Origin of the sequence: Streptomyces morookaense, assembly GCF_013030945.1 — a bacterium.
In the GTDB taxonomy this organism is placed as follows: Bacteria; Actinomycetota; Actinomycetes; order Streptomycetales; family Streptomycetaceae; genus Streptomyces; species Streptomyces morookaensis.
On record NZ_JABBXF010000129.1, the window covers coordinates 1 to 18763 of the forward strand.

The window sequence follows — 18763 nt, forward strand, 5'->3', positions numbered from 1 at the left end:
GCGCTCTACCAACTGAGCTATAGCCCCGCTGTTCTCGGCTCTTCCGAGGTTTCCCCCGCGTTCCCCGCGAACAAGAAGAACTTTAGCCTGCCACCTGCCCCGATGGGAAATCGGCTCCGTGGGGGCGCTCAGTCGTCGTCGCCGAGCACCGGCTCGGGCAGCGTCCCGGCGTTGTGCTCCAGCAGCCGCCAGCCGCGCGCGCCCTCGCCCAGCACGGACCAGCAGCAGTTCGTCAGGCCGCCGAGCGCCTCCCAGGAGTGCGACGCCAGGCCGAGCAGCCGGCCGATGGTGGTGCGGATCGTGCCGCCGTGGCTGACGACGACGAGCGTGCCGCCGTCGGGCAGCTTGTCGGCGTGCGCGAGGACGACCGGGGCGGCCCGGTCGGCGACCTCGGTCTCCAGCTCACCGCCGCCGCGGCGGACGGGCTCGCCGCGCTTCCACGCCGCGTACTCCTCGCCGTACCGCTCGATGATCTCCTCGTGCGTGAGGCCCTGCCACACGCCCGCGTAGGTCTCGCGCAGGCCGGGGTCGTGGACAACCTGGTGGCCCGTGACGGCCGACAGCTCGGCGGCGGTGGCCCGGGCGCGGACGAGGTCGGAGGCGATGATCGCGTCCGGCCCCAGCGCGGCCAGCAGCCGGGCGGCCCGGCGCGCCTGGGCCACGCCGGTATCGGTCAGCTCGATGTCCGTGGAGCCCTGGAAGCGGCGCTTCAGGTTCCACGCGGTCTGACCGTGCCGCCACAGGACGATGCGACGGCCCCGGCCGCCCCCGCTGCCGTTCAGCTCAGCTCACCGTCCGTGCCGGCCTCCGCGGCCTGTGCGCGGGCGAGCTCCTCGCCCTTGCCGCGGGTCGCGACGGCGTCGGCCGGCAGCCCGATCTCGGGGCAGTCCTTCCAGAGGCGCTCCAGCGCGTAGTAGACGCGCTCCTCGCTGTGCTGCACGTGCACCACGATGTCGACGTAGTCGAGCAGCACCCAGCGGGCGTCACGGTCGCCCTCGCGGCGCACCGGCTTGGCGCCCAGGTCCTTCAGCAGCCGCTCCTCGATCTCGTCGACGATCGACTTGACCTGGCGGTCGTTGGGGGCCGAGGCCAGCAGGAAGGCGTCGGTGATCGACAGCACGTCGCTGACGTCGTACGCGATGATGTCGTGCGCGAGCTTGTCGGCGGCCGCCTGGGCGGCGGCCTGGATGAGCTCGATGGAGCGGTCCGTGGCGGTCACAAGCCATGCTTTCGGTCAAGAGGGTCAGTACGCCTCAAGGGTCTCACGACCCGGCGACAGCCCTCCTGACGTTTTCCGCCGCTTCTCGTCGCTTGCCGCCGCTCCCGCACCGGCCCGCGCTCAGGACCCGCCCTTGTAGTCCTTGCCCAGCACCACGGCGATGTCCGCGGTGCCCGCGCTGCCGCCCTTCTTCACCGCACTGTCCGGCAGGCCGAGGGTCTTGGCGACCTCCTTGGCCTCCCCGGCACGCAGGTCGTCCGTGTACGTCACGGAGGACGCGGCCTCCGCGGCACCGGCCCGGCCGCCGTCGACATAGGTGTAGCCGCCGTTGGCCAACGCGACCTGTGCCGCCGCGGCACCGCTCTTGCCGCCTGTGGCGTCCTTCACACTCACCCGGGCCGCAGCGTTCTTGTCGGCGTTCTTCACCGTGCCGCCGAGCACGTCCTTGACCATGCCGGCGCTCTTGTCGGCGAGCGTCCCGTCCGGCTGCACGGGCAGCAGCCTGGTGTCGTACGCACCCGCCCTGGCCCGGGCCGCGAGCCCGGCGAGGGAGGCGCCGAGCTGCTTGACGGACAGCGACGGGTCGGGGATCTGGGCGAGGGACTCGACGGTCGTGGTGGCCGCGTCCGGGTCGGTGGAGATCTTCTTCAGCACGCCCTGCATGACCTGGCCGAAACGGGCGAGCTGCCGGTTCGGGTCCTCGCCGTCCGCACGGTAGGTGGCGTAGGCCACAGCGGCTTGCCCGTTGAGGCTCTGACCCGTGCCCTGGGAGACGACCGGACGGTCACCCGACGACGCGCCCGGCACGGTGGTGTCGGCGTCCACGGTGATGCCGCCGACCAGCTGGACCAGGTTCTCCAGGTACGGGGTGTCCAGCCGCCAGCTGCCCTTGATGCTCCCGCCGAGCAGGGTGTTGAGGGCGTCGCGCGTGCCACCGGTGCCGGCGTCCTGGACGGACTTGCCCAGGGTCGTCGCCCCGCCGCCGTCCTTGGACACGACCAGGGAGTTGGGCAGCAGGACGGTCGTGCCCCTCTTGCTGCCCGCGTTGTCGACCAGCAGAGCGGTCGAACTGCCGCTGCCCTTGGTCTCCTTCAGATGCACGACGATCACATCGCGCTGCCGCGCTCCGCCCGACGCCCCGGTGCCCTTCTTGCTCCCGGCGTCCGACAGCAGGAACCAGCCGACCGCCGCGCCGACGGCGAGGACCAGCACCACGACAAGGGCGATCACACGGTTGCGTCCCTTGCGCTTGCGTTCGTCACGGCGCTCGGTACGGCTCTCGCTGAACTTGAGCCAGTCGATGACGTCTTCGGAGTCCTCGTCCGGCTCCTCGATGAACGAGAACTGCTCGGTGCGGTAGTCCGGTGCCGGGCGTGGTTCGGGGATCTTCTCCGCGGCCGGCGCGGCGGCCGGCTCCTGCGGTTCCTGCGGCTCCTCGGGAGCGGGCGGGCCCGACTGGCGGGGGATCCACTCCTGCTGGGCCTGTTGAACAGGCTGCTGCTGTACGTGCTGTTGCCGAGCCTGCTGCTGTACGTGCTGCTGTGCCTGGTACGGGTCGTAGGGCTGCTGCTGAACCGGCTGAGCGTACGGGTCGTAGCCGTAGGACTGCGGCTGATGCTGCTGCGGCTGAGCCTGCTGGAGCGGCTGACCGTAGGCGTCGTACACGCGCTCCGGCGCATCAGGCCGGTACACCGGCCGGCCATAGGCGTCGTAGCCGTACACCTGTGGTTGCTGTTGTGCATACAGGTCGTGCGCGTACGGGTCCTGTCGGTCGTTCACCAGTGCCCCTCGGTGCCCATCGAGTCCGGAAGTCTGCGGGACTCAGCCGTCGTGACGGTACAGCCTGCGCTTGTCGATGTAGCGCACCACACCGTCGGGCACGAGGTACCAGACAGGTTCGTCCTGCGCCACGCGCGACCGGCAGTCGGAGGAGGAGATGGCGAGCGCCGGGACCTCCACGAAGGAGACCCGGTCCTCGGGCAGGCCGGGGTTGGCCAGTATGTGCCCGGGTCTGGTGACCCCGATGAAGTGGGCGAGCGAGAAGAGCTCGTCGGTGTCACGCCAGGTGAGGATCTGCGCCAGCGCGTCGGCGCCGGTGATGAAGAACAGGTCCGAGTTCTCGTTGAGCGACCGCAGCTCGCGCAGCGTGTCCACGGTGTAGGTGGGACCGCCGCGGTCGATGTCGATGCGGCTGACCGAGAACTGCGGGTTCGACGCGGTGGCGATCACCGTCATCAGATAGCGGTCCTCGGCCGGGGAGACCTTCCGGTGGCTCTTCTGCCACGGCTCCCCGGTCGGTACGAAGACCACCTCGTCCAGGTGGAACTTCGCGGCCACCTCGCTCGCGGCGACCAGGTGGCCGTGGTGGATGGGGTCGAACGTTCCGCCCATCACGCCGAGCCGCCGCTTCACGGGCTCTGTCTGCTCTTCCATGCGTGCAGACCCTACTGGGCACGGCTCGGGGCCCCGCCCTCAGGGACCGGTGGGGTCAGCGGTCGCGGTTGAAGCGGGTGGTGATCCAGAGGAGGAGCAGCAGGATGACCAGGGCGGCGCCGCCGGTCATGTACGGGCTGATGCTCTTGTGGGTGTCCACGTGCTCGCCCTCGGAGGCGAGGGAGACCAGGGCTGAGTGGGCAGTGGCGATGAACATCGTCGGCAGGACCTATCCGGTGACGTGGTCGGGTGGAGACTTCTGCCACATCGTATGCGGGCGCTTATGCCAACCTCACGCCGACTCCGCCAAGTACACGCGCGGGCCTCCGGGTCAGTCCTTCTTGCGGTAGCCGCGCAGCAGGAACCAGGCGGTCAGCGGGACGCCGATCAGGGCGACGATCAGAACCGTGCGCAGGACGGGGCCGGGGCCCACGTCCTCCTTGGAGACGGCCAGCAGCACTGGGAAAGCAGGGTGAGCAGTGAAACCATCGATGAGGGGCATGCCTCAACGGTAGCCATGTCCGAGTCACGGCCTAGGCTGGGGTCCTCAGCCGGGGACGGGCAGGGAGCAGCCCACCGAGGGGGTCGCGATGAGTGACGGCAGTTTCGACCACAGCACCGAGCCCGCACGGGAGCGCAGGCGGTTCCCGGACATCTCCTCGCGTGCGTACGAGCATCCGGCGGACCGCTCGGCTTTGGTGGCCCTGCGCAAGCTGACCGGTTTCGACACGGTCTTCAAGGCGCTGAGCGGGCTGCTGCCCGAGCGCAGCCTGCGGCTGCTGTACCTGTCGGACTCGGTGCGGGTGAGCGAGCAGCAGTTCCCCCACCTGCACGCGATGCTGGCCGACGCGTGCGCGGTCCTGGACGTCCCCGCGCTCCCGCCGATGTACGTCACCCAGGACCCGCAGCCCAATGCGATGTGCATCGGCCTGGACGAGCCGATCATCGTGGTGACCACGGGCCTGGTGGAGCTGCTGGACGAGGAGGAGATGCGGGCCGTCGTCGGGCACGAGACGGGCCATGCGCTGTCCGGGCACGCGGTCTACCGCACGATCCTGCTGTTCCTGACGAACATGGCGCTCAAGGTCGCCTGGATCCCGCTGGGCAACCTCGCGGTGATGGCCATCGTGACGGCGCTGCGCGAGTGGTTCCGCAAGTCCGAGCTGTCGGCGGACCGGGCGGGCCTGCTGGCCGGTCAGGACCTGCAGGCCTCGATGCGGGGCCTGATGAAGATGGCCGGCGGCAACCACCTGCATCAGATGAACGTGGAGGCCTTCCTCGCGCAGGCCGAGGAGTACGAGCGCGGCGGCGACCTGCGCGACTCCGTACTGAAGATCATGAACGTGCTGCCGCGCAGCCACCCGTTCGCGACGGTGCGTGCGGCGGAGCTCAAGAAGTGGGCGGAGAGCCGGGACTTCCAGCGGATCATGGACGGGCACTATCCGCGCAGGTCGGAGGACAAGGACACGTCCGTGACGGACTCCTTCAAGGAATCCGCGAGCCACTACGCGGAGTCGGTGAAGGCCAGCAAGGACCCGCTGATGGGGTTCGTGCGGGACGTGGCCGGGGGTGTGGGCGATCTGGGCGGGAAGCTGTTCGGACGGGGCCAGCAGGGGAACCGGGACTAGGGCGTGGGCTCCGCACCGCGGGCCAGGGAGCCGCAGAGGGCCGTCTGGGGGACGCCGGTGGTGTACGGGTCCGTGTCGGCCGGGCCGCCGGCGGCGGCCCGCTGGCCGGCCAGCAGCGGCCGCAGGTAGGACGCGTCGTCCGCCGAGCAGGACTCCGGGCCCGCCTGCACCGCGCTCTGCAGCACCTGCACATGGTGTTCCTGCAGGTCGTCGCGGTCGAAGCGGAATTTCAGGATGCGCCGCACGGTGAACAGCGAGGCCTGGGCCGGCTGCCCGCTCCCCGGCTTCGCCGGGCGCACGGCGTAGACGAACGTGTGGTCCGCGGAGACCTCCAGCGCGGCCGGCGAGGCCTCGGTGACGGAGAAGACGCCCTGGACGCGGACGGGCGCGTCCGCGAGGGCCACCTGGGAGGGGTCGAAGCGGACCAGCCAGCCGGTGGCCTCGTGCAGGCCGTCGTCCGCGGGCTTGTCGAAGCTGCGGTCGAACTGGTCCAGCTGGTCGGGGGTCAGCAGCAGCCGGACGGTGCGCTGGGAGCCGCCGGTGAGCACGGCCGGGTCGAGTGCGGACTTGACCGTGTACTCCTTCGCCGTGGCGAGCGCGGCCATCACGAGGGACTCGGAGAAATTCTGCGTGCGCCGCACGGCCGGAAGGGTGACGCCGTCCGTCCCGTCGCGGAACCGGGCCGCCGGACTGCGGTCGAGGAGCGCCCTGGCGTCCCCGCCGGGGACGGCGTCGTGCGGGGCGAGCGGCACGAGGGTGACGCGCAGCGGCTCGGAGGTGGGCGGCCTGGGCTCCTTGTAGGGGTGCCGCAGGCCCATGTAGACGGCCGTGCCGAAGGCGAGGGTGATCAATATGACCAGCAGGAGGACCTGGCGCGAGGCGCTCACGCGCACCCAGGCGTGCCGGGTGCGGACGGCCGGGGCGTGGTCGTCCATGCGCTCGCGGGCGGAGAACTCCCGGAGCCGGGCAGCACGGACGAACGATTCGTCGAAGACGACGGATCGGTACTCTTCGTCGCCACCTCCCGGGGCACCCTCGGGCGTGCCCTCGGGTGGGTCTCCAGGCCCGTCCATACCTCAAGAGTAGGTCCGTGGGAGCTTCGGTAAACGCGCTGGTACGCGACAAGTTCTGACGAAAATTCACGCTACCGGGTGAACGGCTGCCGGTTCCGCTTACGGGCGTGCAAGGCCTTGGCCAAGCCCTGGGAGGCGGTCAGCCCCGGCGTGGTGCGGCCGGGGCGGCCGGGGGCTCCGAGTCGGCCGAGACGGACGGGACCGGCCCCGCGGGCGCACCCGCCCCCGTGGTGGCGGTCGGCGGGACGGGCTCCTGGTCCCCGGCGGAGGCCGCGCCCCGGTAGACGGCGGCGAAGGCGAGGGCGACCACGCCTATGCCCATGATCACGGCGAGCACCCAGGCCACCGGGCGGCGCCAGCGGGCGTGGCCGCGGTAGGGGCCCCGGGTGCTGCCGTAGCGCCCGTACGGGCCGTAGGCGTCGTCGGGGTCGAGCTCGTGGGCGAAGCCGGGCAGCTCCATGGCCCGGCCCGGGCGGAAGCCGTCCCCGGCGGCCTCCTCGTACGGGTCGTCCTCGGCGGGGCCGCCGCCGGAGCGGGCCCGGTCGGCGGCGAGCATCCGCTCGGCCGCCGAGGGCTCGTGGACCGCGGCGGCCCGCACGAACTCCTCGTCGAAGACCACGGAGGCGAACGGGTCGTCCGCGCCTCCGCGGCAGTGGCTGTCGGGCTCCTCGCCGTCCGGGAACGGCCTGCCCCCCACGTCGTCCGGCACCCGTTCAGAGTAGACCCGAAGCGCTCAATCCGCGTGGGCGGTACCGGAATTGCTGCGTTGGGGGCTGTTGTTCGGGTGCGGGTCCGCTTGGGTTGCTCGCGCCCACGCGGCGGAGCCGCTGGGGGTACCTCCCAGCGGTAGCCGGGGGAGCAACAGCCCCGCGCCCCTTCGGGGCGCGGGGTCGGGGCCTGGGGTCGGGGCCTAGCGTCGCGTGTGGCCGTCGCCCGTGACGATGTACTTCGTCGAGGTCAGCTCCGGCAGGCCCATCGGGCCGCGGGCGTGCAGCTTCTGCGTGGAGATGCCGATCTCGGCGCCGAAACCGAACTGCCCTCCGTCGGTGAACCGCGTCGAGGCGTTGACGGCGACCGTCGTGGAGTCCACGAGCTGCGTGAAGCGGCGGGCGGCGGCCTGCGAGGTGGTGACGATGGCCTCGGTGTGGCCGGAGGTCCACAGCCGGATGTGGCGTACGGCCGCGTCCAGGTCGTCCACGACCGCGGCGGCGATGTCGTACGACAGGTACTCGGTCTCCCAGTCCTCCGCGGTGGCGGGCACCACCGTGGCCGGGGAGCCCTCCGCCAGCTCCAGCACCCGCTCGTCGCCGTGCACGGTCACCCCGGCCTCGGCCAGCGCGGCCAGGGCGCGCGGCAGGAAGCGCTCCGCGATGTCCCGGTGCACCAGCAGGGTCTCGGCGGCGTTGCAGACACTGGGGCGCTGAGCCTTGGAGTTGACCAGGATCTCGACGGCCATGTCGATGTCGGCCTCGGCGTCCACGTACACGTGGCAGTTGCCGGTGCCCGTCTCGATCACCGGCACCGTGGACTCCTGGACGACCGTGCGGATCAGCGAGGCGCCGCCGCGCGGGATCAGCACGTCGACCATGCCGCGGGCGCGCATCAGCTCGCGCACCGACTCACGGCTCTCGCCCGGCACCAGCTGCACCGCGTCCGCGGGCAGCCCCGCGCCGCCGACCGCGTCGCGGATCACCCGCACCAGGGCGGTGTTCGAGGCGTAGGCGGAGGACGAGCCGCGCAGCAGCACGGCGTTGCCGGACTTCAGGCACAGCGCGGCGGCGTCGGCCGTGACGTTCGGGCGGGCCTCGTAGATGATGCCGACGACGCCCAGCGGGACGCGCACCTGGCGCAGGTCGATGCCGTTGGGGAGGGTCGAGCCGCGCACGACCTCGCCCACCGGGTCGGGCAGCGCCGCCACGTCGCGGACGTCCTTGGCGATGGCGCGCACCCGCTCGGGGGTGAGGGTGAGCCGGTCGACGATGCTCTCGCTCGTGCCCGCGGCCCGGGCCTTCGCGACGTCCTCGGCGTTGGCGTCGACGATCTCGCGGGTGCGGACCTCCAGCGCGTCGGCGATGGCCAGCAGCGCCTCGTCCTTCACCGACCGCGGCAGTGGCGCCAGGTCGGCGGCCGCGGCGCGGGCGCGGTAGGCGGCGCGCAGAACGGGCGACTGCGGCATCGGGTCGGCGAGGGGGGAGGGGAAAACGCTGCTCATGGCTCCGCAGCCTAACCCTCGCGCCGGGGGCGGTCGGGGGGATTCCACAGTGCGGGACGGTTGCGGTCGGGGTTCGGGTGCGGGTTCGTTGTCGTTGCTCGCGCAGTTCCCCGCGCCCCTTCGGGGGCGCGGGCCCTGACGGGGCGCGGGACGGGGCGGGGGGCTAGAACGGGTGCACGCCCACCGGCGTTGCCGGCAAGGGGCCGTGGCCCTCTGCGATGCGTTGGTGGTAGGTCTCGCGGTCGATGACCTCCAGGCCGACGATCTCCCACGGCGGGAGCCGGGCCGTGGAGCGGTGCTCGCCCCACAGCCGCAGCGCGACGGCCGCCGCGTCGTGCAGGTCGCGCGCCTCCTCCCAGTACCGGATCTCGGCGTGGTCGTTGGCGTAGCGGCTGGTCAGCAGGAACGGATGGTCGTGCGCGAGCTGTTCGAGCGCCCGCCGGACCTCCTTCAGCGGCGCCTCGCTGCCCGAGACGCTGAGGGTGATGTGCCACAGCCGCGACACGTCGCCGGACGGCTCGCCGCCCGGCCGGACCGCGGGGTCCGGCGTGCCGGACCCGACGCTGGTCAGTGTGCGCTCCGCCGTCCCGTTGGGCTGCGCCCCTGGGCGCCCTCGTCTCACCGGCGGCCTCCCGTTGATCGCTGCTCCGCACGCGGCGGTGCGGAGCCGTGCCGTGCTGGTTCTCGTTGTGCTGCCGTACCTCAAAGTTGACCAGTCGGCGGGCGGCGGTGTGGGGGTTTTGCGGAAAGGACCGAGGAAAGGCTTTGCTGACCGGCACTTCCCGGCCCGCGTGATCCCCGTGTGACGTCCGTCAGCGGTGCAGCACGACCAGGTCGTCCCGGTGCACGACCTCGCGCTCGTACTCGGGGCCCAGCTCGCGCGCGAGCTCACGGGTCGAGCGGCCCAGGAGCTGCGGGATCTCCCCCGCGTCGAAGGCGACGAGCCCCCGCGCGACGGCGTGCCCCGCGGGGTCCCGCAGCTCGACGGGGTCGCCCGCGCTGAACTCGCCCACGACGGAGGCGATGCCCGCGGGCAGCAGCGAACCGGTGCCCTCGACCACGGCCTTGACGGCGCCGTCGTCCAGCACCAGGGCGCCGCGCGGGGCGGAGGCGTGCGCGAGCCACAGCAGGCGGTCGGCGGAGCGGCGGCCGGTGCGGTGGAAGAACGTGCCGGTGGCCCGTCCGCGCAGGGCGGCGTCGGCCTGGCTGGCGGAGGTGAGGACGACGGGGATGCCGGCGGCGGCCGCGATCCGGGCCGCCTCGACCTTGGTGACCATGCCGCCCGTGCCGACGCCCGCCTTGCCGGCGCTGCCGATCGAGATGCCCTCCAGGTCCCGCGGCCCGTGGACCTCGGCGATCCGCGAGGTGCCCGGGGTGCTGGGGTCGCCGTCGTAGAGGCCGTCGACGTCCGAGAGCAGGATCAGCAGGTCGGCGCGGACGAGATGGGCGACGAGGGCGGCGAGCCGGTCGTTGTCGCCGAAGCGGATCTCGTCCGTGGCGACGGTGTCGTTCTCGTTGACGACGGGCACGGCGCCCATCGCCAGCAGCTGGTCCAGGGTGCGGCGGGCGTTGCGGTAGTGCGCGCGGCGGCTGGTGTCGTCGGTCGTCAGCAGCACCTGGCCGACGCGGCGGCCGTAGCGGGCGAAGGAGGCGGTGTAGCGGGCGACGAGCAGGCCCTGGCCGACGCTGGCGGCGGCCTGCTGCCGGGCCAGGTCGCGCGGGCGGCGGTCCAGGCCCAGCGGGGCGAGCCCGGCGGCGATGGCACCCGAGGAGACCAGCACGATCTCCTTCGCGGCGGCGTTCGCGGGGTCCTGTTCGCGCAGGGTGCGGGCGAGCACATCGACCAGCGCGTCAACCCGGTCGGCGTCCAGTCCCCCTCCCGCGGTGGTGAGTGACGAGGATCCCACTTTGACCACGATCCGGCGGGCGTCCAGGACCTCCTGCCGCGTCCCCCGCTGCTCCCCTGCCCCTGTCACGTACGTACACCCCTGTGGTCGCCGGTCATGCTGTGTGTTTCAGGCAGGCAAATCTACCGGTTGACGAATGTGGTCGTTCGACCCTGTTTGACGGCTGCTGCGATATCGGAAGATTGCTCCCGGACCTGCGCCCGTCATACGGTCGGTGGTCGACCCCGTCGTTCCGCCCCTGCGCAACGCCGGAACAAATCCCCCCACACCCGCCCAGACGCCTCCTATATCTCCGTCTCCAGTCCTCCTGCCAGGAGCCCTCCCAGTGCCTTCTGCCGGAACAGCCCCCCGCCGAGCAGCGCAGCTCGCGGCGCTGCTCGCGATGCTGGCGTTCTTCGCCGCCCAGTTCGTGGGGGCGCTGCTGCCCCAGGCGGCCCTGCTGATCGTCGCCTCGACAGCGGGCCTCGCCCTCGACCTCTACCTGCAGCACCGCGACCCCGGCCTGCTCTCGCTGCTCGGCAAGATCCGCTTCGACGTCATGGTGCGGCAGCTGCTGCGCGACGTGCTGATCCTGGTCGGGCTCCTGCGCCTCAACAGCGACAACTCCCTGCGCGGCTACACCACGGTCGTCTCCGGGCTGGTCCTCTTCTACGGCGCCCACCTCGCCTGCCAGGCGCTCGCGATCGTCGTCAAGCGCACCCGCACCCTGCCGTTCGTCACACGCAACGTGGACACCGACGGCCTGCATCTGACCGCCGCGCCGCCGCGCCTGCTGTACCGCCAGCACGGCCGGCGGCTGCTGCGCTTCGCCTGCGCCCCCACCACCGGCCTGCTGCTCACCGTGGCCACCGCGGACACCGTGTGGGCCGAGACCGGCGTCGCCGCGGGCGTGCTGCTCGCCGTCGCCGGCACCGTGCACCTCGCGGGCTGGCTCAAGCCGGAGAAGCGCATCGCCGACGAGAAGCAGGCGCTGGAGTGGCTCGACCGGTGGCTCGCGGACTACAAGCCCACCGTCGGCATGTACTTCTCCGGCGGCACCACCTCGGCCTACCAGGCCAACATGTGGCTCTCCACACTCGCCGAGCTCGACGGCAGGCCCGTCATCGTGCTGCGCGAGCGGTTCATGGTGCAGAAGATCGACGCCACGGACGTGCCCATCGTGTGCATCCCCAAGGTCGTCCATCTGATGGCCCTGGAGAAGTCCACGCTGAAGATCATGCTGCACCCCGCGAATTCCGGCAAGACCTCGCAGGTGCTGCGGATGCCGTCGATCAAGCACGCCTTCACCAACCACGGCGAGAGCGACAAACTCTCCAGCTGCAACCCCTACTCGAAGGCCTACGACGAGGTCTGGGTCGCCGGCCCCGCCGCCCGCGAGCGCTACCAGCTCGCCGACATCGGCGTCGAGGACAAGGACGTCGTCGAGGTCGGCCGTCCGCAGCTCGCCCCGATCCTGCCGTGCAGCACGACGCCTCCCGGCGAGGACGAGTACGTCACCGTGCTGTACGCGCCCACCTGGGAGGGCTGGGACGGCAACCCGGGCAACACGTCCGTCATGCTCGCCGGCGAGAACATCGTCCGCGGGCTGCTGGCCGACCCCAAGGTCCGGCTGCTGTACAAGCCGCACCCGATGACCGGTTCCGTCGACCCGCGCGCCGGACAGGCCGACGAGCGCATCCAGGCCATGATCCGCGAGGCCAACTCCCGCCGCGGCGGCCCCCGTCCCGGCCCCGAGGCCGCGGCCGAACTGGCCCGCCGCGCAGCCGAACTGCAGGCCCTGACCACCAGTTCCTTCCGCGACAGCGCGGACGAGATCGAGCGCATGCTGCTGCAGTCCACCCCGGAACCGGGCCGCGCGGCGGGCGTCGCGGACGCCACCGCGGCCTGGGAGACGGCCTATTGGGCCTCGCTGCCGGAGTGGGAGCACCAGATCATCACGGACGCGCGGCCGTCCCTCTTCAGCTGCTTCAACCAGGCGCGGCTGCTCGTCAGCGACGTGTCGAGCGTGGTCTCGGACTACCTGATCAGCGAGAAGCCGTACGCGGTCGCGAACACGAGCGGTATGACCGAGGACGAGTTCCGGGCCTGCTTCCCGACCGTGAGCGCGGCGACGATCCTCACCCCGGACGCGTCCGGCATCGCCGATCTGCTGGCCGCCGTACGCGACCCGGCACGGGACGAACTGGCCGCTGCACGCAGCAAGTTGAAGGTGCATCTGCTCGGACCGTCGGATCCCCCGTCGCTGGTGCGGTTCAACCGGGCGGCACTGGCCCTCGCGGCCGAGGCCGACGCGCGGCAGGCGCGGATGGCGGAGCGCGCCTCGGCCGTGCCCGCACCGCGGGAGGCCGTGGAGGCCGGGCAGCCGGGCTGAACTTCCGTACGGCAAACGCCGGAGGGGCGGGACGACGTGAGTCGTCCCGCCCCTCCGGCGTTCAACGGGCCTATTCCCCGAACGGGTTGAAGCCCTCGTACTCGCCCTCCGCGTCGTCCCGCTCGGCCTGGCGGTCGCGGCGGCGCTGCGCGGCCGGACGCGGGGCCTCGAAGCGGTGGTCCTCGCCACGGCGGCCCAGCATCTCCGCACCGGCGGCCATCGACGGCTCCCAGTCGAAGACGACCGCGTCCTCCTCGCCGCCGATCGCGACGCCGTCGCCCGCCCGCGCACCGGCCTTCATCAACTCCTCCTCGACACCGAGGCGGTTGAGGCGGTCGGCGAGGTAGCCGACGGCCTCGTCGTTGTTGAAGTCGGTCTGGCGCACCCAGCGCTCCGGCTTCTCGCCGCGCACGCGGTAGATGCCGTCGTCCTCCAGCGTGACCGTGAAGCCCGCGTCGTCCACCGCCTTCGGACGGATGACGATCCGGGTCGCCTCCTCCTTCGGCTTGGCGGCACGCGCCTCCGCGACGATCCCGGCCAGGGCGAAGGACAGCTCCTTCAGGCCCTCGCGGGAGACCGCCGACACCTCGAAGATGCGGTAGCCGCGGTCTTCCAGCTCGGGACGGATCAGTTCGGCGAGGTCCCGGCCGTCGGGGATGTCGACCTTGTTGAGGACGACCAGGCGCGGCCGGTCGTCCAGGCCGCCGTACTCCTTGAGCTCCGCCTCGATGGCGTCCAGGTCGCTCAGCGGGTCGCGCTCGGACTCCAGCGTGGCCGTGTCCAGCACGTGCACGAGCACCGAGCAGCGCTCGACGTGCCGCAGGAACTCCAGGCCCAGGCCCTTGCCCTGGCTGGCACCCGGGATCAGGCCGGGGACGTCCGCGATGGTGTAGACGGTGGAACCGGCCGTCACCACACCGAGGTTCGGCACCAGGGTGGTGAACGGGTAGTCCGCGATCTTCGGCTTGGCGGCCGACAGCACCGAGATCAGCGAGGACTTGCCCGCGCTCGGGTAGCCCACGAGAGCCACGTCGGCGACGGTCTTCAGCTCCAGGACGATGTCCTGCACATCGCCCGGCACGCCCAGCAGCGCGAAGCCGGGGGCCTTGCGGCGGGCGGAGGCCAGCGCGGCGTTGCCGAGGCCGCCACGGCCGCCCTGGGCGGCGATGAAGCGGGTGCCCTGGCCGACGAGGTCGGCGAGCACATTGCCGTGGCGGTCCTGGACGACGGTGCCGTCCGGGACCGGCAGCACGAGGTCCGTGCCGTCCTTGCCGGAGCGGTTGCCGCCCTCGCCGGGCTTGCCGTTGGTGGCCTTGCGGTGGGGGCTGTGGTGATAGTCCAGGAGCGTGGTGACCGACTGGTCGACGACCAGGATCACATCGCCGCCACGGCCGCCGTTGCCGCCGTCGGGGCCGCCGAGCGGCTTGAACTTCTCCCGGTGCACGGAGGCGCAGCCGTGGCCTCCGTTACCCGCGGCGACGTGCAGCTCGACGCGGTCCACGAAGGTGGTCATAGCGGTGTGCCTCCAGATACATACGTAATTGTCTTTGTTGTAACGCAGCGAGGGCGGACCCGCTTCCCCGGGGCCCGGGGAAGGGAGGTCCGCCCTCGCGTGTCGCTCGTATCGCTATCGCTCTACGGAGCCTGGATCAGGTGGTGATCAGGCAACCGGGACGATGTTGACGACCTTGCGGCCACGGTGGGTGCCGAACTGCACCGCACCGGCGTCCAGCGCGAACAGGGTGTCGTCGCCACCGCGACCCACACCGGCGCCCGGGTGGAAGTGGGTGCCGCGCTGGCGGACCAGGATCTCACCGGCGTTGACGAGCTGACCGCCGAAGCGCTTCACGCCGAGCCGCTGGGCGTTGGAGTCGCGACCGTTCCGGGTGGACGATGCGCCCTTCTTGTGTGCCATGTGTTCTCAGTCCCTTACTTCGCCGGAGCGTCGATGCCGGTGATCTTCAGCGCGGTGTGCAGCTGGCGGTGACCGATGCGCTTCTTGTAACCGGTCTTGTTCTTGTACTTCTGGATCCGGATCTTGTCGCCCTTGTGGTGGTCGACAACCTCGGCCTGGACCTTCACGCCGGCCAGGACCCACGGGTCGCTGGTGACAGCGTCACCGTCGACGACCAGCAGCGTGGAGAGCTCGACGGTGTCGCCGACCTTGCTGGTGGAAATACGGTCAACCTCGATGACGTCGCCAACAGCAACCTTCTGCTGGCGGCCGCCGGTGCGCACGATCGCGTACACGCGGAACTCTCTCTCGCTAGGTTTCGGTCCTCTGACGCCAGCCGCTCGCACGGGCGGGCCCGTGACGGTCCTTGCAGGGACGAGCGGCCTCCCCCGGCGCAGCCGGGAGGTGTTTGCTCAGGGGGTTCGGCGTCGCACAGGTTTGCACAGACACCGACGGTCAAGGTTACGGGGCGCCGACCAGGGGGTCAAACCGGGCCCCTCGCCGGGGTGGCCGCTCCGCGGCGGGGGGATTCCGTGCCGGGCAACCTGCGCCCCGTCAGGGGCGCGGGAACTGCGCGACCAGCCACGACGCGCCCACAGCCGAAGTACCCGGGGCTACGCCCCGGACCGCTTCGACTGCGGCCCGGTGGGGGCTGGTCGCGCAGTTCCTCCCCCAGCTACCGCTGGGAGGTGCCCCCCGCGCCCCTACGGGCGCGTCAGTCCTCCGCGACGGCCTTCTTCGCCGTCTTCTTGGCAGCGGTCTTCTTCGCCGCAGCCTTCTTCGTCGTCGCCTTCTTCGCAGTCGCCGTCTTCTTGGCGGCCGCCTTCTTCGCCGTCGTCGCCTTCTTCGCCGTGGCCTTCTTGGCGGCCGTCTTACGGGCCGTCTTCTTGGCCGGAGCCGCCTCCTCGACGGTTTCCGCCTCGGCCTCGGCCTCCGCGGACTCCGGCTCCGGCTCCACCGCCGGAGCGACCACCACGACAGCCGTCTCCTCGGCACCCTCCGGTGCACCCGCCGGAGCGGACACCCTGCGGGTAGCCCGGCGTCGCGCACGCGGCGCCGCCACCGGGGCCTCCGGCTCGGGCTCGGGCTCGACGGCCGGCACCTCCGGCTCGACCGGTGCCGGTGCCGCGGCCACGACGACCTCCGGCTCGGCCGGCGCCGCCGGTGCGGACACCTTGCGGGTCGCCCGGCGCCGCGTACGGCCACCACGGGCGGCCGCGGCCGCCTCCGCCTCGGCGGGGCTGCCGAACCACTCGTCCTCGCCCGCGACGGACGGCACGAGCTCCGCCTCCGTCACCGGAACCGGCTCCAGTTCCGGAGCCTCGGGCGCGGCCTCGACGGCCTCGGCGGCCTCGGCGAGGGGCTCGGCCTGAGCCGCCACCGGCGCCGCCTTGCCCTTCTTCTTGCCGCGCTTGCCGCCACCGCCGCCACCGCCGACCGTGGTCGGCTGGTCCATGTGGACGATGACGCCCCGGCCGTTGCAGTGGACGCAGGACTCGGAGAAGGACTCCAGCAGGCCCTGGCCCACCCGCTTGCGGGTCATCTGGACCAGACCCAGCGAGGTCACCTCGGCGACCTGATGCTTCGTCCGGTCCCGGCCCAGGCACTCCAGCAGGCGCCGCAGCACCAGGTCCCGGTTGGACTCCAGCACCATGTCGATGAAGTCGATCACGATGATGCCGCCGAGGTCGCGCAGCCGCAGCTGGCGCACGATCTCCTCGGCCGCCTCCAGGTTGTTCCTGGTGACCGTCTCCTCCAGGTTGCCGCCCTGGCCGGTGAACTTGCCGGTGTTGACGTCGACCACGACCATCGCCTCGGTCCGGTCGATGACGAGCGAACCGCCGCTCGGCAGCCAGACCTTGCGGTCCAGCGCCTTCATCAGCTGCTCGTCGATCCGGTACGTGGCGAACACGTCGACGTCCGACGTCCACTTCTGCAGCCGGTCCGCGAGGTCGGGCGCGACCTGCGAGACATAGCCGTGGATGGTCTCCCAGGCGTTGTCGCCGCTGACGATGACCTTGGAGAAGTCCTCGTTGAAGATGTCGCGGACGACCCGGACCGTCATGTCCGGCTCGCCGTACAGCAGGGTCGGGGCGTTGCCGCTCTTCGCCTTCTTCTGGATCTCCTCCCACTGCGCCTGCAGACGCTCGACGTCACGGCGCAGCTCGTCCTCGCTGGCGCCCTCGGCGGCGGTGCGCACGATCACGCCCGCGTCCTCGGGGACGATCTTCTTGAGGATGGACTTCAGACGCGCCCGCTCGGTGTCGGGCAGCTTGCGGCTGATGCCGGTCATCGAGCCCTCGGGCACATAGACCAGGTAACGGCCGGGCAGCGAGACCTGGCTGGTGAGCCGGGCACCCTTGTGGCCGATCGGGTCCTTGGTGACCTGGACGAGCACGGACTGGCCGGACTTCAGCGCGGTCTCGATGCGGCGCGGGCCGTTGCCCATGCCGAGCGCCTCGAAGTTGACCTCGCCGGCGTACAGGACCGCGTTGCGGCCCTTGCCGATGTCGACGAACGCGGCCTCCATGGACGGCAGGACGTTCTGGACCTTGCCCAGGTAGACGTTGCCGACGTAGCTGGCGGCCTGCTCCTTGTTGACGAAGTGCTCGACGAGGACGTTGTCCTCCAGCACACCGATCTGGGTGCGGTCGCCGTTCTCGCGGACGACCATCACCCGCTCGACGGCCTCACGGCGGGCCAGGAACTCGGCCTCCGTGATGATCGGCACCCGGCGGCGGCCCTGCTCGCGCCCCTCGCGGCGGCGCTGCTTCTTGGCCTCCATGCGGGTCGAGCCCTTGATGGACTGGACCTCGTCGAAGCCCGTGCCGCCCTCGGTGCGCGGGCGCGGCTCGCGAACCTTGACGACGGTGCGCTCGGGCTCGTCGACACCCGGCTCGGCCTCGATGGCCTCGCCGCTGCGGCGCCGGCGGCGACGCCGGCGACGGCTGCCCGCGGACGCGGAGATCCCGGCCTCCTCGGCCTCCTCCTCCGCTTCCTCGGCCTCCTCGGCGGCCTCCGGCTCCTCGCCCTCGGCGGCCTGCAGCTCCTCCTCGGTGCCCTCGGCCTCCGCGGCCTCGCCCCGGCGACGGCGACGGCCACCCCGGCGGCGACGGCGCGACGGGCGCTCGCCCTGGTCCTCCTCCTCCGCCTCCTCCGCCTCCTCGGCGGCCTCGGCCTCCTGCGGCTCCTCCTCGACGACCGGCTCGGCGACCGGCGCCTCGACGGGCTCACCGCGGCGGCGGCGACGGCGCCGTCCGCCCACGGCGGGCGCCGGGGCCTCGGCCACGGTCTCCTCGGCCTCCTCCTCGGCCGGCTCCTCCTCCGGCACCGCGGCGGCAGCGGCAGCGGCGGTCTCCGGCGTCTGGAACATCGGCTCGGTGAAGACGGGCGCCTGGAACATGGCCGTCGTCGGCCGCACGGCCCGCCGACGGGTGCGGCCCTCGGCGGCACCGGTCTCCGCGGCGGCCTCCTCGGCAGCCTGCGGGGCACCGGCCGGGGCGGCGGCACGACGGGTCGTACGACGGCGACGCGGCTCCTCCACGGCCTCCTCGGCCTCCGGCTCCCCGGCAACCTGCGGGGCACCGGCGGGCGCACCGGCCCGACGCACCGCACGGCGGCGCGTACGGCCCTCGGCGGGAACCTCCGCCTCCTCGGCAGCGGCCTCCTCGACGGCCTGCGGGGCACCGGCCGGAGCAGTGGCGCGACGGGTGGCACGACGGCGACGCGGCGCCTCGACGACCTCCTCGGCCTCCACGGCCTCCACGGCCTGCGGCTCCTCGACGGCCTGCGGGGCACCGGCCGGAGCCGACACCCGACGGGTCACACGGCGACGACGGGGCGCCTCCGCAGCCGCGGCCTCGGCGGCCTCCTCGCGGATCTCCTGCACCTGCGCCTCCTCGGCGGCCTGGGGAGCGCCGGCGGGCGCGGTGGCACGGCGGCGCGAACGCACCGGCTCGGCAACGG

Annotated in this window: 17 protein-coding genes; 2 read left to right on the forward strand and 15 right to left on the reverse strand. The window is 72.1% G+C overall.

Going from position 1 to position 18763, the window contains the following annotated elements:
- Positions 1 to 128: 128 nt before the first annotated feature.
- The 6 genes from HG542_RS32825 to HG542_RS32850 form a co-directional block, all read right to left on the reverse strand.
- Positions 129 to 782, reverse strand: a complete 654-nt coding sequence (locus HG542_RS32825; protein WP_171087998.1) for a histidine phosphatase family protein — start codon at positions 780 to 782, stop codon at positions 129 to 131.
- Positions 779 to 1219 carry a ribosome silencing factor gene (rsfS, locus tag HG542_RS32830; protein ID WP_171087975.1) on the reverse strand — a complete coding sequence of 147 codons (441 nt, stop codon included), beginning with the start codon at positions 1217 to 1219 and terminating at the stop codon, positions 779 to 781. The genes HG542_RS32825 and rsfS overlap by 4 nt, the downstream gene beginning before the upstream one ends.
- Positions 1220 to 1339: 120 nt before the next feature.
- Entirely contained in the window at positions 1340 to 2998 is a 1659-nt protein-coding gene (locus tag HG542_RS32835) for an LCP family protein (RefSeq protein ID WP_171087977.1), read from the reverse strand.
- A 42-nt stretch (positions 2999 to 3040) separates the two neighbouring features.
- The gene (gene nadD, locus HG542_RS32840) at positions 3041 to 3652 is read right to left on the reverse strand and encodes a nicotinate-nucleotide adenylyltransferase (RefSeq protein WP_171087978.1); all 612 of its coding nucleotides are present in this window, start codon (positions 3650 to 3652) and stop codon (positions 3041 to 3043) included.
- 55 nt (positions 3653 to 3707) lie between these two features.
- A complete protein-coding gene (locus HG542_RS32845) occupies positions 3708 to 3869 on the reverse strand; it encodes a hypothetical protein (RefSeq protein ID WP_171087980.1) in 162 nt (53 codons plus the stop codon).
- A gap of 114 nt (positions 3870 to 3983) precedes the next feature.
- Positions 3984 to 4154 carry a hypothetical protein gene (locus tag HG542_RS32850; protein ID WP_171087981.1) on the reverse strand — a complete coding sequence of 57 codons (171 nt, stop codon included), beginning with the start codon at positions 4152 to 4154 and terminating at the stop codon, positions 3984 to 3986.
- An 88-nt stretch (positions 4155 to 4242) separates the two neighbouring features.
- On the opposite strand from HG542_RS32850, the gene HG542_RS32855 reads away from it, so the two are divergent.
- Positions 4243 to 5280, forward strand: a complete 1038-nt coding sequence (locus HG542_RS32855) for a M48 family metallopeptidase (protein ID WP_171087983.1) — start codon at positions 4243 to 4245, stop codon at positions 5278 to 5280.
- Here the strand turns inward: HG542_RS32855 and HG542_RS32860 are convergent.
- The 5 genes from HG542_RS32860 to proB all read right to left on the reverse strand — a co-directional run bounded on the left by HG542_RS32860 (position 5277) and on the right by proB (position 10541).
- Positions 5277 to 6353: an SCO2583 family membrane protein gene (locus HG542_RS32860; protein WP_171087985.1), complete on the reverse strand. Its 1077-nt coding sequence runs from the start codon at positions 6351 to 6353 to the stop codon at positions 5277 to 5279. The two genes, HG542_RS32855 and HG542_RS32860, sit on opposite strands and share 4 nt — an antisense overlap.
- Positions 6354 to 6492: 139 nt before the next feature.
- Complete coding sequence (locus HG542_RS32865; RefSeq protein ID WP_171087987.1) at positions 6493 to 7062, reverse strand: SCO2584 family spore wall biosynthesis protein; 570 nt, start codon at positions 7060 to 7062, stop codon at positions 6493 to 6495.
- Positions 7063 to 7263: 201 nt separating this feature from the next.
- Complete coding sequence (locus tag HG542_RS32870) at positions 7264 to 8565, reverse strand: glutamate-5-semialdehyde dehydrogenase (protein WP_171087988.1); 1302 nt, start codon at positions 8563 to 8565, stop codon at positions 7264 to 7266.
- Between the two features lie 163 nt (positions 8566 to 8728).
- Positions 8729 to 9187 carry a DUF8830 family protein gene (locus tag HG542_RS32875; RefSeq protein WP_171087990.1) on the reverse strand — a complete coding sequence of 153 codons (459 nt, stop codon included), beginning with the start codon at positions 9185 to 9187 and terminating at the stop codon, positions 8729 to 8731.
- A gap of 190 nt (positions 9188 to 9377) precedes the next feature.
- Complete coding sequence (gene proB, locus HG542_RS32880; protein ID WP_171087993.1) at positions 9378 to 10541, reverse strand: glutamate 5-kinase; 1164 nt, start codon at positions 10539 to 10541, stop codon at positions 9378 to 9380.
- 256 nt (positions 10542 to 10797) lie between these two features.
- On the opposite strand from proB, the gene HG542_RS32885 reads away from it, so the two are divergent.
- Positions 10798 to 12843, forward strand: a complete 2046-nt coding sequence (locus HG542_RS32885) for a hypothetical protein (RefSeq protein ID WP_171087994.1) — start codon at positions 10798 to 10800, stop codon at positions 12841 to 12843.
- A gap of 70 nt (positions 12844 to 12913) precedes the next feature.
- On the opposite strand, the gene obgE is transcribed toward HG542_RS32885, so the two are convergent.
- From obgE to HG542_RS32905, 4 genes are all read right to left on the reverse strand, one after another.
- Positions 12914 to 14356 (reverse strand): GTPase ObgE, encoded by a 1443-nt coding sequence (gene obgE / locus HG542_RS32890; RefSeq protein ID WP_171087995.1) that lies wholly within the window; start codon positions 14354 to 14356, stop codon positions 12914 to 12916.
- A gap of 147 nt (positions 14357 to 14503) precedes the next feature.
- Complete coding sequence (rpmA, locus tag HG542_RS32895) at positions 14504 to 14758, reverse strand: 50S ribosomal protein L27 (protein WP_171087996.1); 255 nt, start codon at positions 14756 to 14758, stop codon at positions 14504 to 14506.
- Positions 14759 to 14772: 14 nt separating this feature from the next.
- Positions 14773 to 15093: a 50S ribosomal protein L21 gene (rplU, locus tag HG542_RS32900; protein WP_018538042.1), complete on the reverse strand. Its 321-nt coding sequence runs from the start codon at positions 15091 to 15093 to the stop codon at positions 14773 to 14775.
- Between the two features lie 419 nt (positions 15094 to 15512).
- Positions 15513 to 18763: Rne/Rng family ribonuclease (locus HG542_RS32905; protein WP_171087997.1), on the reverse strand; the 3251-nt coding region annotated here is incomplete at its 5' end.

What these genes read in the sequence shown, in the direction of transcription:
- rpmA (WP_171087996.1), bottom strand. Translation starts at nt 14,758, where the DNA reads ATGGCACACAAGAAGGGCGCATCGTCCACCCGGAACGGTCGCGACTCC.
- HG542_RS32845 (WP_171087980.1), bottom strand. Translation starts at nt 3,869, where the DNA reads ATGTTCATCGCCACTGCCCACTCAGCCCTGGTCTCCCTCGCCTCCGAG.
- HG542_RS32860 (WP_171087985.1), bottom strand. Translation starts at nt 6,353, where the DNA reads ATGGACGGGCCTGGAGACCCACCCGAGGGCACGCCCGAGGGTGCCCCG.
- HG542_RS32855 (WP_171087983.1), top strand. Translation starts at nt 4,243, where the DNA reads ATGAGTGACGGCAGTTTCGACCACAGCACCGAGCCCGCACGGGAGCGC.
- obgE (WP_171087995.1), bottom strand. Translation starts at nt 14,356, where the DNA reads ATGACCACCTTCGTGGACCGCGTCGAGCTGCACGTCGCCGCGGGTAAC.
- HG542_RS32850 (WP_171087981.1), bottom strand. Translation starts at nt 4,154, where the DNA reads ATGCCCCTCATCGATGGTTTCACTGCTCACCCTGCTTTCCCAGTGCTG.
- nadD (WP_171087978.1), bottom strand. Translation starts at nt 3,652, where the DNA reads ATGGAAGAGCAGACAGAGCCCGTGAAGCGGCGGCTCGGCGTGATGGGC.
- HG542_RS32870 (WP_171087988.1), bottom strand. Translation starts at nt 8,565, where the DNA reads ATGAGCAGCGTTTTCCCCTCCCCCCTCGCCGACCCGATGCCGCAGTCG.